Annotated in this window: 16 protein-coding genes; 1 reads left to right on the plus strand and 15 read right to left on the minus strand. The window is 60.7% G+C overall.

Going from position 1 to position 15,459, the window contains the following annotated elements; translation table 11 throughout:
* Positions 1-156: 156 nt before the first annotated feature.
* Positions 157-951 (plus strand): enoyl-CoA hydratase-related protein, encoded by a 795-nt coding sequence (locus WD767_07745; GenBank protein MEX2615971.1) that lies wholly within the window; start codon positions 157-159, stop codon positions 949-951.
* Positions 952-970: 19 nt separating this feature from the next.
* On the opposite strand, the gene lpxB is transcribed toward WD767_07745, so the two are convergent.
* From lpxB to rpsB, 15 genes are all read right to left on the minus strand, one after another.
* Positions 971-2,143: a lipid-A-disaccharide synthase gene (gene lpxB, locus WD767_07750; protein MEX2615972.1), complete on the minus strand. Its 1,173-nt coding sequence runs from the start codon at positions 2,141-2,143 to the stop codon at positions 971-973.
* The gene (gene lpxI / locus WD767_07755) at positions 2,140-2,961 is read right to left on the minus strand and encodes a UDP-2,3-diacylglucosamine diphosphatase LpxI (GenBank protein ID MEX2615973.1); all 822 of its coding nucleotides are present in this window, start codon (positions 2,959-2,961) and stop codon (positions 2,140-2,142) included. Before lpxI ends, lpxB begins: the two co-directional genes overlap by 4 nt.
* 4 nt (positions 2,962-2,965) lie before the next feature.
* Entirely contained in the window at positions 2,966-3,751 is a 786-nt protein-coding gene (gene lpxA / locus WD767_07760) for an acyl-ACP--UDP-N-acetylglucosamine O-acyltransferase (GenBank protein ID MEX2615974.1), read from the minus strand.
* Complete coding sequence (gene fabZ / locus WD767_07765; GenBank protein MEX2615975.1) at positions 3,752-4,213, minus strand: 3-hydroxyacyl-ACP dehydratase FabZ; 462 nt, start codon at positions 4,211-4,213, stop codon at positions 3,752-3,754. It abuts the gene before it with no gap.
* A gap of 3 nt (positions 4,214-4,216) precedes the next feature.
* A complete protein-coding gene (lpxD, locus tag WD767_07770) occupies positions 4,217-5,239 on the minus strand; it encodes a UDP-3-O-(3-hydroxymyristoyl)glucosamine N-acyltransferase (GenBank protein MEX2615976.1) in 1,023 nt (340 codons plus the stop codon).
* A gap of 4 nt (positions 5,240-5,243) precedes the next feature.
* On the minus strand, positions 5,244-5,804 hold the full coding sequence (locus tag WD767_07775; protein ID MEX2615977.1) for an OmpH family outer membrane protein: 561 nt from the start codon (positions 5,802-5,804) through the stop codon (positions 5,244-5,246).
* A 115-nt stretch (positions 5,805-5,919) separates the two neighbouring features.
* Positions 5,920-8,265 carry an outer membrane protein assembly factor BamA gene (gene bamA / locus WD767_07780; protein ID MEX2615978.1) on the minus strand — a complete coding sequence of 782 codons (2,346 nt, stop codon included), beginning with the start codon at positions 8,263-8,265 and terminating at the stop codon, positions 5,920-5,922.
* A 63-nt stretch (positions 8,266-8,328) separates the two neighbouring features.
* Positions 8,329-9,441 (minus strand): RIP metalloprotease RseP, encoded by a 1,113-nt coding sequence (rseP, locus tag WD767_07785; protein ID MEX2615979.1) that lies wholly within the window; start codon positions 9,439-9,441, stop codon positions 8,329-8,331.
* Positions 9,442-10,650, minus strand: a complete 1,209-nt coding sequence (locus WD767_07790) for a 1-deoxy-D-xylulose-5-phosphate reductoisomerase (GenBank protein ID MEX2615980.1) — start codon at positions 10,648-10,650, stop codon at positions 9,442-9,444.
* On the minus strand, positions 10,641-11,465 hold the full coding sequence (locus tag WD767_07795) for a phosphatidate cytidylyltransferase (GenBank protein ID MEX2615981.1): 825 nt from the start codon (positions 11,463-11,465) through the stop codon (positions 10,641-10,643). The genes WD767_07790 and WD767_07795 overlap by 10 nt, the downstream gene beginning before the upstream one ends.
* A complete protein-coding gene (uppS, locus tag WD767_07800) occupies positions 11,440-12,120 on the minus strand; it encodes a polyprenyl diphosphate synthase (protein MEX2615982.1) in 681 nt (226 codons plus the stop codon). The genes WD767_07795 and uppS overlap by 26 nt, the downstream gene beginning before the upstream one ends.
* A gap of 64 nt (positions 12,121-12,184) precedes the next feature.
* Positions 12,185-12,742: a ribosome recycling factor gene (gene frr, locus WD767_07805; protein MEX2615983.1), complete on the minus strand. Its 558-nt coding sequence runs from the start codon at positions 12,740-12,742 to the stop codon at positions 12,185-12,187.
* An 85-nt stretch (positions 12,743-12,827) separates the two neighbouring features.
* Positions 12,828-13,553, minus strand: coding sequence for a UMP kinase (gene pyrH / locus WD767_07810; GenBank protein ID MEX2615984.1), 726 nt, complete (start codon positions 13,551-13,553; stop codon positions 12,828-12,830).
* Between the two features lie 37 nt (positions 13,554-13,590).
* Positions 13,591-14,517 (minus strand): translation elongation factor Ts, encoded by a 927-nt coding sequence (gene tsf / locus WD767_07815; GenBank protein MEX2615985.1) that lies wholly within the window; start codon positions 14,515-14,517, stop codon positions 13,591-13,593.
* 87 nt (positions 14,518-14,604) lie between these two features.
* The gene (rpsB, locus tag WD767_07820; GenBank protein MEX2615986.1) at positions 14,605-15,429 is read right to left on the minus strand and encodes a 30S ribosomal protein S2; all 825 of its coding nucleotides are present in this window, start codon (positions 15,427-15,429) and stop codon (positions 14,605-14,607) included.
* Positions 15,430-15,459 lie beyond the last annotated feature (30 nt).

Genomic DNA, 15,459 nt, shown 5'->3' on the forward strand with positions numbered 1-15,459 from the left:
GCTTGCAAACGAAACTGTCGCATCCGTCGGGGAGGCCGCCTAGATGATTGTCAGTTTATCGAACCGCCGGGCCAGCGACCGGCGCGCCCCCTTGACCCCGGTGGCGTTTCGAGCCGTTATTGTCGCATATCCATCCAGAAACGAAACGGACATGCCATGAGCCAGGAACTGCTTTTCGACATCAAGGACAAGATCGCGACCATCACGCTGAACCGGCCGGAAAAGCTGAACGCCTTCACCAACGACATGATCGACGGATACTACAATGCCCTGCTCGAATGCCGTGACAGCGACGCGATCAACGTCGTCGTGTTGACCGGTGCGGGGCGGGCGTTCTGCGCCGGCGGCGATGTCGGCGGCATGGGCGCCGATGGCAGGGACGAGAACAAGCCGCTGAACGCGAAAAACCGGCTCTGGCATCATATCCAGCGCATCCCGAAGACCCTGATCGAACTGGACAAGCCGATCATCGCGGCGGTCAACGGGGTCGCGGTCGGCGCGGGCATGGATCTGGCGCAGATGTGCGATATGCGGACCGCCGGCGCCAGCGCCCGGTTTGCGGAAAGCTATGTCAAGCTGGGCATCGTGCCGGGCGCCGGCGGTTCATACTTCCTGCCCCGCCTTGTCGGCCCGGCAAAGGCGCTGGAACTGCTGCTGACCGGCGATTTCGTGCTCGCCGAGGAAGCCCTGCGGCTCGGTCTGGTGAACCATGTCTACCCGGATGACGAATTAATGGACAAGACCTACGAACTGGCGGGCCGGATCGCCGCCAACGCCCCTGTATCCCTGCAACTGATCAAGCGGGCGATGTATCAGAGCCTGAACATCGACCTGCGGACCCATCTGGACCTGATCTCGTCGCATATGAGCATCGCGCGGGGCACCGACGACCATGTCGAGGCCATCGCCGCGTTCAAGGAAAAGCGCAAGGCAAACTTCAAGGGCAATTAACGGCGATCTGCATTATCATTCAGCGGCACATTCCTAATTCATCCGCATCCCGGATGATCTTCAGTACGGCCTCCGCCGCCCGTCTGCTGGGCGGCGGACCGTTCTTGCCCAACTGGGCCAGCGCTACCTCCGTCTCCGCCACCTGCCGCTTTCCCGCGTCGCCGAACAAGGGGGCAACGGTGGCGGCGAGCCGGTCCGCCCGGCAATCGTTCTGCAGTAATTCGGGAATGACCTCCCGATCCAGAATAAGGTTGATAATGTTGGCGAATCGGACGCGCATCAGCGGCCGGGCCAGCAGATACGTCATCAGCGCCACGCGATAGGCGACGGCAAACGGCACGCCCGCCAGCGCCAGTTCCAGCGTCGCCGTGCCGGACGCGGCCAGCCCCACATCACAGGCGGCGAACGCCGCGGATTTCTGCTTCGGATTGTCAGTGACTATAACAGGAACCGGCCAATCGGACGTTTCGGCGCGGACGAGTTCGGCAACATTGGGCACGGTCGGCAGCACCGCAACAAGACCCGGATGATCCCGTTTCAGAAGCGAAACGGTCTCCCGGAACGGGAGCGCCAATCGGGTAACCTCACCGCGACGGCTGCCGAGCAGCACGCAAATGGCGGGGACATCGGCGGCAATCCCGTTGCGTTCACGGAAAGCCGCGCCGGTTTCCCCGCCACTGTCGATTTCGATCACCGGATGGCCGACGAAGTCACAGGAAATGCCATGTCGGGCGAACCAGGCGGGTTCGAACGGCAGCAATGCCAGCAGATGATCGAAGTGCCGCCTGATCTTGCGCACGCGCCACGGGCGCCAGGCCCATAATTGCGGCGCAACATAATGGATGCGGGGGATGCCACGGTTCCGGATGCGCGTCGCCACCCCTTGCGCAAAGGCTGGCGCATCAATGGTAATCACCGCGTGCGGCGCCACGGCGTCGATTTCGGCTGCCGTTTCCTGCATGCGCGCAAAGAGCTTGCGGACATGCGGCAGGATTTCGACCAGACCCATGATGGACAGTTCCCCCATGGGAAACAGGCTCTTGATGCCCTCGTCTTCCATCGCCGGGCCGCCGACGCCGCGAAAATCGATTTCGCCGTCGTGCAACTCCCGAAGGGCCGCCATAAGGCGGCCGCCCAGCACGTCTCCGGACGGCTCGCCCGCCAGCAGGAAAATCGTCAGACGACGCGTCATTCCGGAACTGATATGCCGGTAAGGAAAAGCCCCGCCGCATCGGCTTCCCGGATCGCGGTTTCCAGCGACAGTACCAGCGTCGCGCCGGCTTCCACGGCGATACCGCGCAGGCCCGCATCGCGCGCGCCCCGCACGGTTTCCGGTCCGATGGTGGGCAGATCCACCCGGCTTTCCTGGCCCGGCTTCCGTAGTTTTACGAGAACGCCGCCGGGACCTTCGCGCGCCAGCGACGCGCAGCGGGCGATCAGCCCGTCCGTTCCCTCGGCCGCTTCGATACCAAGCACGATCCCTTCCTGGACCACCACCGCCTGTCCTACATCGACGGCGCCAAGATGCCGGAGAACGTCGACACCGCGGCGGATATCGACCAGCGCACCCGCATCCGGCTCGAACCTGCCCAGGGCGCCAGCCGTGGCCGTCATGCCGTGCAGCACGTCGTCTATCCCGACTATCGTAAATCCTTCCCGTTCGAGTTCGACGATGACGGCGCGCAACAGGCCGTCGTCGCCCAGCGCGCGGGCGCCCGCCTTCGCCAGCAGCTTCAGCCCCCGGCCATCCGGCCGCAGTTCCGCCAGGGACGGGCGCCGTACCGGTCCCGCCAGAACGACATCCGCGACGCCCGCGGCCTTCAGGATATCCATCGCCGTCCCGGCCGCGCCCAGCCGGACCCAGGCATGATCGACCCCCTCGGTCGTTTCCGGCAGGGTATGCCCCTCGAAGGCCAGAACGAAGACATCGCGCCCGTTGCTTCGGCAGGCATCGACCAGCAGGCGCGGCAACACGCCCCCTCCCGACAGAATGCCGAGTTTTCCCGCCATCCGGCTAGCGCGGCTGCGTCAATCCACGCTGCGACGTGGCGCGCATGAATTCGACGATTTCCATGATCACGGCGTTGTCGCCGAATATCGCGCTGACATCGTCCACCCGCTCCACCATGGTGCCTTCCTCGGCGAAGAGCATCCGGTAGGCGGTGCGCAGGTTGTGGATTTCCTTATTGGCGAAATTACGGCGCTTCAGTCCGATGATGTTCAGCCCGCTCAGCTGGCCACGGTCGCCGACAACCGAACCATAGGGAATGACATCGTTTTCCACCCCGGACATGCCGCCGATAATGGCGTGCCGACCGATCCGGACGAACTGGTGAACCGCTGACAATCCACCCAGAATGGCGAAGTCGCCCACAACCACATGCCCCCCCAGGGTCGCGTTGTTTGCCATGATGACATTATCGCCGACGATACAGTCATGCGCGACATGGGCGCTGACCATGAAAAGGCAGTTATCGCCGACGCGCGTTACCATGCCACCATCGGCCGTACCGGGATTCATGGTGACATATTCGCGGATTCTGTTGCGGCGGCCGATAACCAGGGTCGATTCCTCGCCGCTGTATTTCAGGTCCTGCGGCACCAGGCCGATTGAAGCGAACGGAAAAATTTCGGTTTCGGCGCCGATATCGGTTTTCCCGCCGATGACGACATGCGAATGCAGGCGGACGCGGTCGGCCAGGACGACATCGGCCCCGACAATACAATACGGCCCGATTTCCACATCGTCGCCCAGGGATGCCGCCGGATCGACGATTGCGGTAGGGTGTATATCTGTCATTCAGTCATCCATGATCATGGCGGAAAATACCGCGTCGGATACGGTTTTCCCGTCAACCGTCGCCCGGCCATTGAATTTCCAGACGTTGCCGCGCTGGCGTTCCTTGACGACATGGACATGGACAACGTCGCCCGGCCCTACGGGGCGGCGGAAGCGGGCCTTGTCAATCGACATGAAATAGACCAGCTTGCCTTCCGCCTCCGGCCCCAGCGTCGACACGACCAGCACCGCCGCGGTTTGCGCCATGGCTTCGATAATCAGGACGCCCGGCATGACCGGGCGCGTCGGGAAATGACCCTGAAAATGCGGTTCGCCGATAGACACGCATTTTATACCCGTCGCACTTTCGTTGAGCACGATATCGGTCACGCTGTCGATCATCAGGAACGGATACCGGTGCGGAATCCGTTGCATGATGCCGTTGATATCGATGTCCGTTACCTGTTCCGCCTGTCCATCCATCCCCTATTCGCCTTTTTTCCTGGTCAGTTTTTCCAGCGCGGCAACCTGCCGAAAAAACTGCGGCGCCGGCACCGCCGGCGATCCGATAATCCGCGCCCCCGGTTCAACATCGCGCATGACGCCGGACTGCGCGCCAATCTGCGCACCGCTGCCGATCCGCAGATGTCCCGCCAGGCCCACCTGTGCGGCGATTACCGCATAATCTTCAAGTACCGTACTGCCCGCAATACCCGTCTGCGCGATAATGATGCATCCCCTGCCGATACGGACGTTGTGCCCAATCTGGACGAGATTATCTATCATCGTCCCGTCTCCGATAACCGTATCGGGACCGGCGCCGCGGTCGACGGTGCTGTTCGCACCTATTTCAACGTCGTTGCCGATAATCACCCGGCCAAGTTGCGGCACCTTGACATGCCCCGCGGGATCGATTGCGAAACCGAAACCCCGCTGCCCGATACGCACGCCGGGATGAATGAGCGTCCGGTCACCCACATCGCAATGCGTAAGCGACGCGTTTTCGCCGATATCCGTGTCGTTTCCGATCGTGACCGCCGCCCCGATCACCGCATTCGCACCGATACGGCACCGCTCGCCGATGACAACGTCGGCGCCGATCACGGCGCCCGGTTCAATGCGGCAGCCCGCGCCGGCCCGTGCGCTGGGATCGACCACAGCGCTGTCCGCGATACCTGCGGTCAGGGGGGCCGGCGGGTAAAAGGCAGCGGCGGCCAATGCAAAGGCCTTGTACGGCGTCGGGGTCAGAAGCAGCGTCATGCCATCGGGCGCCCTGTCCGCGAAGCGGGGATCGACGATGCATGCGGTCGCCTTGCTGCACGCGAAGTATTCGAGATACTTGCGGTTATCGAGGAAGCTTAACATTCCCGGTCCAGCACCATCCAGCGAACCGATGTCGCGGATTTCGACCTCAGGGTCACCGCCTTCGGCCAGTGCCGCACCGGTTGTTGCGGCCAATTCAGCCAACCGAAATGGCCCCGCCAAGCGGAAAAATCTGGGGTCCGCCATAGGGTTACCGGACGCCCGGTTCCCGATTCGGCTGTTCGTTGGCGGGTTCCGGCTGCGGTTCGACGACCTTCACATCCGGGAGCGCCTTGTTGAGGCGCCCTTTCGCCTCATCCGTAATGACAAGACTGCTATCGGTAAACAGCACTTCTCCCCGTCCGAGCCCGGCGTCGATGACCAGATTCGCGCCCATTTCCGTTGCGACCTCGGCGACGATCGTCGCGAGCGTGGCTTCAACCGTCCGCATACTTTGTCGGAGCATGGTGTCCAGTTTTTTCTGCGCGTCCTGCACGGAGCGCTGATACTCCTGCGCCCTGCCCTGGAATTCCTGCCGTTTCTGTGCGAACACATCCGGCGCGAGGATGCTCTGCTGCCGCGCGAGTTCCTGGCGGGCCTGTTCCAACTGCGCGGTAAACCCCTGGATTTCTTTCTGGAATCCGGCATGGCGGTCATTAATCTGCTTCAGGATGCTCTGACCCGCTGAAGATTCGCGGATGACACGCTTGAAATCCACAACCGCGATAACGGCTGCCGGCAATGTCCGCTCGGGCGCCGGCGTCTGGGCCACGGAAGGCGGCGCAATCAGTAAAAGCAGAACGGCAGCTCCGCAAATCGCGCGGGCAGCTTTTAGACCTGACATGTATCAACCTTTGCCGGAAAAATTCGTAGCTGCGGGAAGTGTATCAGAATCTCGTACCAAAATTAAATCTGACAATTTCCGTTTCGTCGAAGTCTTCATCAACCAGCGGAACCGCAAAGTCGATGCGGATCGGCCCGAACGGCGACAGCCAGCCCAACCCGACGCCGGTCGATACCCGGATACTTCCCGTATCGGCAATCCTCGGGTCTTCGAAATCGAGTTCGGTCAGGGTACCGAAATCAGAGAACACCGACCCTGACACGCCGAACTGCTTCGGCAAACCCAGCGGGAAGGTCAGCTCAACACTGCCCGAGACAAGCTGTTTGCCTCCCAGCGGGTCATCCGTACTGATATCTCTCGGGCCGGCTCCGCCATTGGCAAAACCCCGCAATTTGTCGCCGCCGAGGAAAAAGCGGTCATTGATCCGGATATCGTCATCGCCCAGGCCGAAAATGTACCCGGCTTCGCCGCTCATGCTGGCGACCCAGCTTTCCGCGATCGAATAATAATAGGCGCCTGTCAGCTTCGATTTCAGATATGTCTGGTCGCCCCCGACGCCCGCGAAATCGTTCGAGAGGCGAAGAATATAGCCGTCCGTCGTCGCAATTGCCGAATTTCGCCGGTCATAGGTCAACTGGTGGCCGACGCTGGAAACAAGCGTATCGCCAACCTCGCGCTGAATGAAGATCGAGGTGGTGGTATCGACGTCCGTAATTTCGTCTCTGCGCAACGTGTAGCGCAACAGATGCCGCAAGTCCTCCGACAGGAAGTATCCAAAGCGGATACCGGCCCCCGTGGACAGCGCCTCGAATTCACGAATGCTGTTCGATTTGCTGTGGAATGCGTCAACGCCAAACGAGATATCCTTGTCGAGAAAATACGGCTCCGTAAAGCTGATATCGAAATTCTGCTGCCTCGCGGCCACCGTGATCGAGGCCCGCAAATCCTGACCACGACCCAGCAGGTTCCGTTCCCGGATGTTCAAATCGACCAGGGGGCCGTTCTGGGACGAAAACCCGGCTCCAATACTCAACTCGCCGGTAGACTGTTCCGTAACGTCGACCTTGACGACGGTCTTGTCCGGCTCGTCGCTGGGCAAATTGCTGACCTCGACCCGCGAAAAATACCCCAGATTCTGGATTCGCGTCTTGGACCGGCGAATCTTGGCGGAATTGAACGCGTCCCCTTCCACGAGGGTGAATTCACGCCGGATAACCTTGTCCAGGGTCCGCACATTGCCGGAAATATCTATCCTGTCGATGTGGTAGCGTGGGCCCTCAAGGATTTCCAGGGTGATGTCGATCGTCCGGTTTTCGCGGTCCCGCGATACATTCGGGCGCACATCGACAAAGGCAAAGCCGAATTCGCCAACCGCGTCAGTCAGCGTGACCACGGCATCGTCGACCGCTTCCGCGTCGTACCAGTCGCCCTTTTCGATTTCGAGCAGGCCGGCGACGCTTTCGGGCTTGATGTCCTCGATCCTCGATACGACCTTTATTTCGCCGAATTCGTAACGCGGCCCTTCCTCGATCGTGAAGGTAATGAAGAAATCCTTGCGGTCCGCCGTCAGTTCGGCAACCGCGGAGACAACCCGGAAATCCGCATAGCCTTCGCTCAGGTAGTAGCGCCGCAGCAATTCGCGATCGAAGGTCAGTCGATCCGGATCGTAAGTATCGTCCGATGTCAGAAAACGGTACCAGCGGGTCTCCGTCGTCTGGATCGCTTCCCGAAGCGCGCCATCGGAAAAGGCGCGGTTCCCGATAAAGCTGATTCGCCGGATACCGGTCAGGGGGCCTTCATTGATCTCAAAGACGAGGTCGACCCGGTTTTGCGGCAACTGGATCACCTTCGGTTCGACTGTCGCCGCGAACCGCCCGGTCCGCCGGTACAGGTCCAGTATCCGTTTGACGTCATTCTGCACCCGGGTACGGGTATAGACAATGCGCGGCCGCAGCTGAATTTCGTTCAGCAACAGGTCCTTCTCGACCTTCTTGTCGCCTTCGAACGCGATGCGGTTGATGATCGGGTTTTCGACAACCCGGACATACAGTACCTCACCTTCCTGCCGCAACGTGACATCCGCGAACAGACCGGTCGCGAACAGGCCCTTAAGGGACTGATTGACCCGTTCGCTATCCAGCGGGTCGCCTTCCTTGATCACCATATAGGAGCGCACCGTTTCCGGTTCGATACGCTGCGTGCCCTCGACAACGATTTCATCGACGAGCAGTTGGCCCGGCCGTAACGGGCGCGCATCCTGGCGATCCGGAACGGTTGAACTGCCGCTACGCGGGGCGGGCTCGACTATTGTCGGTCCGGGAATGCTTTGGGCGTATGAAACGGAACCAAACAAACAGGCACCGAGAAACAGCGCCCCAAGAAAGGACATCCCATCTCTAAAATGCAAAAGACGATCCCTTCCGTTACGCGCACCAATTCAGCCGATGGTTTCTCAAGTGTTCCATACCGGCAAGTTCACTATATCATTGACCACGACAAATAGCATAAGGGAGAATACCAAGACGAGGCCTATTCTAAAACCAAATTCCTGCGCCCTTTCACTAAGCGGCCGGCCCCGTATTGCTTCGATTCCATAAAACAGCAGGTGACCGCCATCCAGCATCGGTATCGGAAAAAGGTTGATCAGCCCCAGACTGATCGACAGTTGCGCCATCAGGATCACGAGCGGTTCGATGCCCGATTTCCAGACGGCGCCGGACATCTGCGCGATCTTGATCGGACCGCCCAGGCCTTCCGTCGACCGCGTGCGGATAATCATTTCGCCGACATATTTCAGGGTCGCGACCGACAGGTTCCAGGTTTCGAATACCGCAGCCCAGGCGGCGGTCGCGGGGTTGTGGTCGCGAACCGAAACGCCTTCCCGCCGGACTCCCAGCAGGCCGATGGTGACCTTTCCACCGCTGCCGTCATCGATTTCCCGGGACGTCGGCGTGGCGACAAGCACCTGTTCGACACCGTCTCGCATGACGACGATTTCCATCGTTTTCCCGGGATTGATCTGGACGATCCGCCGGATATCCTCGAACCGCTCGATCCTGGTGCCGTCCACCTCGGTTATCAGGTCGCCCGCTTCAACGCCCGCCCGGGCCGCGGCGCTGTCCGCATCGACGGAACTGATCTCCGCAGGCGTGAAGGGCTGGCCGTAGATGCTGAAGAAAAAGGCAAAAACCAGAAACGTGAAAATGAAGTTCGCGGCCGGGCCGGCAAAGACGATGGCGGCACGCTGTCCCAACCCCTTGTGCTTGAACGAAACAAGGCGTTCCGCCCGGGTCAGGGCCCGGCTCGTGCCGTCTTCTTCGAGAATTTCCCCTTCGCCGAACATTTTCACATACCCGCCGAGCGGGATGGCGCTGATCTTCCAGCGGGTTTCCTTGCTGTCGGTCCAGCCGAAAAGTTCCGGGCCGAAGCCGATTGAAAATACTTCGACGCGAACCCCGCAACGCCGGGCAACCCAGTAATGACCCAGTTCATGAACAAAGACGAGAACGGTCAAAACGACAACGAACGGCAGCAGGTATTCCCAAATAATACTCAAATATTCCATCTATTCGCCTGCTATCGCGGCAACACGTCCGCCCGATTCATTCATCGCTGTTTCCGCCATTCGGCGGGCCGCCAGGTCGCATTCCCGCACATCGTCCAGCGACGCGAAGGAAAAATGATCGAAGGCCGAAAGCACGTCTTCCACAATATGCGCGATATCCAGGAACCCGATACGTCCCGTGAGAAACCCTTCCACGGCGATTTCGTTCGCCGCGCTCAGTACAGTTGGTGCGCTGCCGCCGTTCTTCAAGGCCTCCCTCGCAAGCCGCAGGCCCGGAAACCGAACAGGATCAGGCGCTTCGAAGGTCAGTTGCGACAGGGCGGCCAGATCGAGCTTGTCCTGGGGTACATTCATCCGCCGGGGCCAGGCAAGCGCATAGGCGATCGGCGTCCGCATATCGGGCGGCCCCAGCTGCGCCAGCACGGACCCGTCCTGATAGGCCACAAGACTGTGGATCACGGATTGCGGGTGGACCAGGATATCGATCCGGGATTCCGGCATATCGAAAATATAATGTGCCTCGATAAGCTCCAGACCCTTGTTCATCATCGTAGCGGAATCGACCGATATCTTCGCGCCCATGTCCCAGTTCGGATGCTTGACCGCCTGCGCCGGCGTCACCGCCTGCATCGCCGCCCGATCCAGTGTCCGGAAGGGCCCGCCCGAAGCGGTCAGGATCAGCCTGTCGATGGAATCGCGGTTATCGAAATCGAAAACCTGGAAGATGGCGTTGTGCTCCGAATCCACCGGCAGCAGCACCGCGCCATGTTCGCGGATTTCCGAAACCATCAGCGCCCCGGCGCAGACCAGGCATTCCTTGTTCGCGAGGCCAATCATCGCGCCGCGCTGGATCGCCGCAAGCGTCGGCGAAAGACCCGCCGCGCCGACGATTGCCGCCATGACGAATTCCGTGGGCATACCCGCCGCCGCGATGACTGCCGCGTCGCCGGCAGCTATTTCGATGCCGGTTCCTGACAGGGCGCCCTTCAGTGGAAGATACTGCGACTCATCGCTGATAGCGACAAAACGCGGCCGCAGGGTCCGCGCCTGTCGCGCCAGAAGATTGACGTTCCGCCGCGCCGTCAGCACCTGGACATCATAGAGGTCCGGATTCCGTTCGATCAGATCAATAGTGCTGCATCCCACGGAACCGGTCGATCCCAGGATAGTGACCGATCGCGGAGCGGTAACCTGTTCCGTCAAAACCATTCCAACGGGCTCTCCCCTGCAGCTATCGTCACCAAGGCAACCGCCGGCGCGACGGCCAGAAACCCGTCGAGCCGGTCCAGGATGCCACCATGCCCCGGAATCAGGGTTCCGGAATCCTTGACGCCAGCATGACGTTTTACCGCTGATTCGGCCAAATCGCCAACCTGCGCGACTATAGCGAATGCCGCACCCGCACCGGCAATGAAAACGGATGCCGCGCCGGTCCCGATACGGCTGACGGCCCACCCGGCACAGGCGGCGCAGAACATTCCCCCCAGGAGTCCCGCCCAGGTCTTGGAGGGGCTAACCCGGGGCGCCAGTTTGGGACCGCCGATGCCGCGCCCCGCGAAATATGCACCAACATCGGTTGCCACGACCACGGCCACAATCCAGAGCAGGACCAGCCCCCCCATGTCCAGCGAGAGCCGCAACCAGGTAATGGCGAGCACGGCGATGCCGAGATACGCGCTCCCCGTCACCAGCAGGAGTTTTTCCCGCGACCCCCGCGCCACCGCAACAACCGCCACCAGCACCACGCCGACCGCGACCCAGCCCAGGGCCGACAGAGCACCGTTGACCGCCATGATGACCGGCGCCGCGCCAGGCATAATGCACATTACGGCGCGAATGGCCGTGCCGGCGCCACAGAGCCGCGAGTATTCCCAGCCCATCGCTGCACCGAGCAAGGCGATGAACAATATGAAATACCACGCCCCCAACCAAACCAGCGCGACAGCCAGCGGCAGGATCACCGCGGCCGACAGCACGCGAATCGTCAGGTTGGAAAGTTCAGGCCGGGCCGACGGCCGCGCCATAACGTCGCTCTCGATTATTGAATTCACGAACCGCCGCGCCAAAATCCTCCGCTGAAAAATCGGGCCAGAGTGTGTCGAGAAAGACCAGTTCCGTATAGGCCAACTGCCAAAGCAGGAAATTGCTGATGCGCAATTCACCGCTTGTGCGGATCAGGAGATCGGGATCGGGAATTCCCGCCGTATAAAGCCTCGCCGACACCATCGCTTCATTGATGGAATCCGGGTCGAGCGCCCCGCTGGCGGCGTCCCGCGCCAGGGACCGCGTTGCCGCGGCGATTTCCTGCCGGCCGCCGTAGCTCAGCGCCAGGATCAGGGTCAGTCGCCTGTTTTCCGCTGTCCGCGCTTCGGCGCCGTCGATCAGCGCGACAAGATCGGGCTCGAAGCGCGCGCGGTCGCCAACGACCAGCAGACGCACTCCCTTGCGATGCAGTTCCGCAATTTCCGATTTAAGGTAGATGCGCAGCAACCCCATGAGGTCGCCGATTTCCTGCTTGGGGCGGTTCCAGTTTTCCGCGGAGAACCCGAACAGCGTCAGATACGATACGCCAAGTTCAGCCGCGGCTTCGACCGTTCGCCGGACCGCTTCGGCGCCGTTTTTGTGCCCCATAGTTCGCGGCAGGCCGCGGGCTTTCGCCCAGCGGCCGTTGCCATCCATGATAATCGCGACATGATCGGGTGGCGTCACGCCGCCAGAGTGTTCTGCTACGGAGACCACCTCATCATACCTGCATGATTTCCTGTTCCTTGACCTGAAGCGTCTGGTCGATTTTCTTGATATGGTCATCGGTCAGGGCTTGAACCTCATCGCCATAAAGGTGCTGGTCGTCCTGCGAAATTTCGCCATCCTTCTCCAGCTTTTTCAGGCGGTCCATGCCGTCGCGCCGAACATTGCGTACCGCGACCCGCGCCTGTTCCGCATAGCGGCTCGCGACCTTGGCCAGTTCCGCACGGCGCTCTTCGCTCAGATCGGGAACCGGGATACGGATCGTGCTCCCCTCGGTCTGCGGATTGAGACCAAGACTGGATTCGAGGATTGCCTTTTCCACCGCCTTGACCAGCCCCTTGTCCCAGACCTGGATGGAAAGGAGACGGGCTTCAGGAACGCTGATCGTGCCCACCTGGTTCATCGGCATCTGCGCTCCGTAGGCGTCAACCGTGATCGGCTCCAGCAAAGCGGATGTCGCACGCCCCGTCCGAAGGCCGGCGAGTTCCCGGCCGAACGCTTCCAATGCGCCGTCCATGCGGCGCGCGATATCGTCTAGGTCGATTTCCGCCATCGTTCAGTCCCCCGGACCAGAAGTGAAACAGGCCAGCAATCCTGCATCTTCATATGTTATTCAGCAACAGGACAGCGCTGCACGATCAGTTCGAAATTTTCGTGAAGCGGCCGCCGCCCATCATAACATCAACAAATGCGCCGGCATTGTGAATCGAAAACACGACAATCGGAATATTGTTTTCGCGGGCAAGCGATATGGCCGCAGCATCCATGACCCGCAGGTCCCGGGACAGCACCTCCAGATAGGTCAGTTCATCATAGCGTGTCGCCGCCGGATCCTTTTCGGGGTCCGCACTGTACACGCCATCCACCTTCGTCGCCTTGAAGATGACTTCGCTGTCCATCTCGGAGGCGCGAAGCGCCGCGGCTGTGTCGGTCGTGAAAAACGGGTTGCCCGTACCGGCGGCAAAAATGACCACCCGCCCCTTTTCCATATGGCGGATCGCGCGACGGCGGATATAGGGCTCGGAAACAGACTGCATCGGAATCGCGGAAAGCACCCTCGTCTGCGTCCCGATCCGTTCCAGCGCGCTCTGCATCGCCAAGGCGTTTATGACCGTCGCCAGCATGCCCATATAGTCCGCGCTGGCGCGGTCCATCCCTTCGGCGGCGCCGGAAACGCCGCGAAAGATATTACCGCCGCCGATCACCATGCAGATTTCGACGCCGAGGTCGTGCACCGCCTTGACGTCCGCGGCGATCTGGCTGACGATCACGGGATCGAGGCCGTATTCCCGCACGCCCATGAGCGCTTCGCCGGAAAGCTTGAGCAACACCCGTCGATATATCGGTTTCGCCGTATCTGACATGAGTTGCGTCCCGGCGCGCCCGCTCCGCTATCTGCTGTTACCCGGCGAGAGTTGCCGCAACCTCGTCCGCAAGATTTTCTTCCTTCTTCTCGATCCCCTCGCCCAGAACGTACCGGACGAACGCTTTCACCCGGACCGGAGCGCCAACTGTTTTGGCCGCATTTTCAAGGACATTTGAAATTCTGGTCTCATTATCGATGACGAAGACCTGTTCCAGAAGCGCGACGTCCTCGTAATATTTGCGCAACCGCCCCTCGACCATCTTGTCGATGATTTCCTCCGATCGGCCGCTGTCGCGAGCCTGTTCGGTCAGGAGGTTCCGTTCCCTTTCGAGATCGGCCGGATCGATATCGGCGATCGCAACGCATTGCGGCTGCGCCGCCGCAATATGCATCGCGAGTTGCTTGCCGAGCGCCTGCAGGGCTTCGGTATCGCCGGTGGATTCGAGTGCGATGAGAACACCGATTTTCCCGATCCCCTCGGCCAGCGCGCTGTGAATATACGACACGACAGCGCCCTTATCGACGGACAGCGATACGCAACGCCGCAGCGACATATTCTCACCGATCGTCGCGATCAGCTTCGTCAGTTGTTCGGATACCGCATGGCCCGCACCGGGATAACTGGCCGCAGCCAGCGCTTCCAGATCGCCATTCGCCGATAGCGCCAGACCGGTAACGTCCTTCACGAATTTCTGAAAATCGGCATTGCGCGCAACGAAATCCGTTTCGGCGTTGATCTCGACCATCGCACCGGTCGTGCCGTCAACCGCGGCGCCGACCAGCCCTTCGGCGGCAACCCGTCCGGATTTTTTCGCCGCTGCAGACAGGCCCGCCTTGCGCAACCAGTCGACGGCTTCCTCGATTTCGCCATTCGTCTCGGTCAGCGCCTTCTTGCAATCCATCATCCCGGCGCCGGTCTTTTCCCGCAATTCCTTGACGAGCGAAGCGGTAATATTCGCCATTGTAATCCTCTACCTTAAAAATTCATTCTTGCGAATTGAAAACAGACATTCCTGCTGCATTTCAACGACAGTCGCTTCCGGCCAAGATCAGGACGGAGCGGCCTCCTCGGCTTCTGTTTCGGCCACGACGGGAGCAGCTTCTTCGGCAGCGCCTTCCTCGGCCATGTCAGGAAGCGTCTCTTCCAGATCAGGGGCTTCGCCGATATCGACACCCGCGGACAGCATTTCCGCCTGGATACCGTCCAGGACGGCGCCGGAGATGAGATCGCAATACAGCGAAATCGCCCGCATGGCGTCGTCATTTCCCGGAATCGGGAAATCGATGCCCTTGGGATCCGAATTGCTGTCCAGAATAGCGACAACCGGAATGCCCAGCTTCTGCGCTTCGGCGACCGCAATCGACTCCTTGTTCGTATCCACGATGAACAGGATATCCGGCAGGCTGCCCATTTCCTTGATCCCGCCCAGCGCGCGTTCCAGCTTGTCGCGTTCGCGGGTCAGGTTCAGCAATTCGCGCTTGGTCAGACCGATATCCTCGACCGCAAGCTGCTCTTCAATATCCCGCAACCGCTTGATCGAATTGGAAATTGTCTTCCAGTTCGTCAGCATGCCGCCGAGCCAGCGGTGATTGACGAAATACTGGCCGCAACGCGCCGCCGATTCCGCGACGATTTCCGCCGCCTGCCGCTTGGTGCCGACAAACAGGACACGGCCGCCGCCGGCCGCCACTTCGCGGATCGCCTCAAGCGCCCGCTGCAGGGACGGAACGGTCTGTTCCAGATCCAGGATATGAATCCCGTTGCGAACGCCGAATATATACGGCTGCATTTTAGGGTTCCATCGGCGCGTGGTGTGGCCGAAATGGATGCCAGCTTCAAGCAGCTGGCGCATGGTAAACGTTGGCATCGCCATGTTGTAACGTCCTTTACCGGTTATTCCTCC

Source organism: Alphaproteobacteria bacterium (assembly GCA_040905865.1).
Lineage (GTDB): Bacteria > Pseudomonadota > Alphaproteobacteria > UBA8366.

Coding starts and splice junctions, on each gene's coding strand:
- frr (MEX2615983.1), bottom strand. CDS start 12,742: ATGGCGGAAATCGACCTAGACGATATCGCGCGCCGCATGGACGGCGCA.
- tsf (MEX2615985.1), bottom strand. CDS start 14,517: ATGGCGAATATTACCGCTTCGCTCGTCAAGGAATTGCGGGAAAAGACC.
- lpxA (MEX2615974.1), bottom strand. CDS start 3,751: ATGACAGATATACACCCTACCGCAATCGTCGATCCGGCGGCATCCCTG.
- WD767_07790 (MEX2615980.1), bottom strand. CDS start 10,650: ATGGTTTTGACGGAACAGGTTACCGCTCCGCGATCGGTCACTATCCTG.
- rseP (MEX2615979.1), bottom strand. CDS start 9,441: ATGGAATATTTGAGTATTATTTGGGAATACCTGCTGCCGTTCGTTGTC.
- WD767_07795 (MEX2615981.1), bottom strand. CDS start 11,465: ATGGCGCGGCCGTCGGCCCGGCCTGAACTTTCCAACCTGACGATTCGC.
- bamA (MEX2615978.1), bottom strand. CDS start 8,265: ATGTCCTTTCTTGGGGCGCTGTTTCTCGGTGCCTGTTTGTTTGGTTCC.
- lpxB (MEX2615972.1), bottom strand. CDS start 2,143: ATGACGCGTCGTCTGACGATTTTCCTGCTGGCGGGCGAGCCGTCCGGA.
- rpsB (MEX2615986.1), bottom strand. CDS start 15,429: ATGGCGATGCCAACGTTTACCATGCGCCAGCTGCTTGAAGCTGGCATC.
- pyrH (MEX2615984.1), bottom strand. CDS start 13,553: ATGTCAGATACGGCGAAACCGATATATCGACGGGTGTTGCTCAAGCTT.
- uppS (MEX2615982.1), bottom strand. CDS start 12,120: ATGGATGGCAACGGCCGCTGGGCGAAAGCCCGCGGCCTGCCGCGAACT.
- lpxI (MEX2615973.1), bottom strand. CDS start 2,961: ATGGCGGGAAAACTCGGCATTCTGTCGGGAGGGGGCGTGTTGCCGCGC.
- WD767_07745 (MEX2615971.1), top strand. CDS start 157: ATGAGCCAGGAACTGCTTTTCGACATCAAGGACAAGATCGCGACCATC.
- fabZ (MEX2615975.1), bottom strand. CDS start 4,213: ATGGATGGACAGGCGGAACAGGTAACGGACATCGATATCAACGGCATC.
- lpxD (MEX2615976.1), bottom strand. CDS start 5,239: ATGGCGGACCCCAGATTTTTCCGCTTGGCGGGGCCATTTCGGTTGGCT.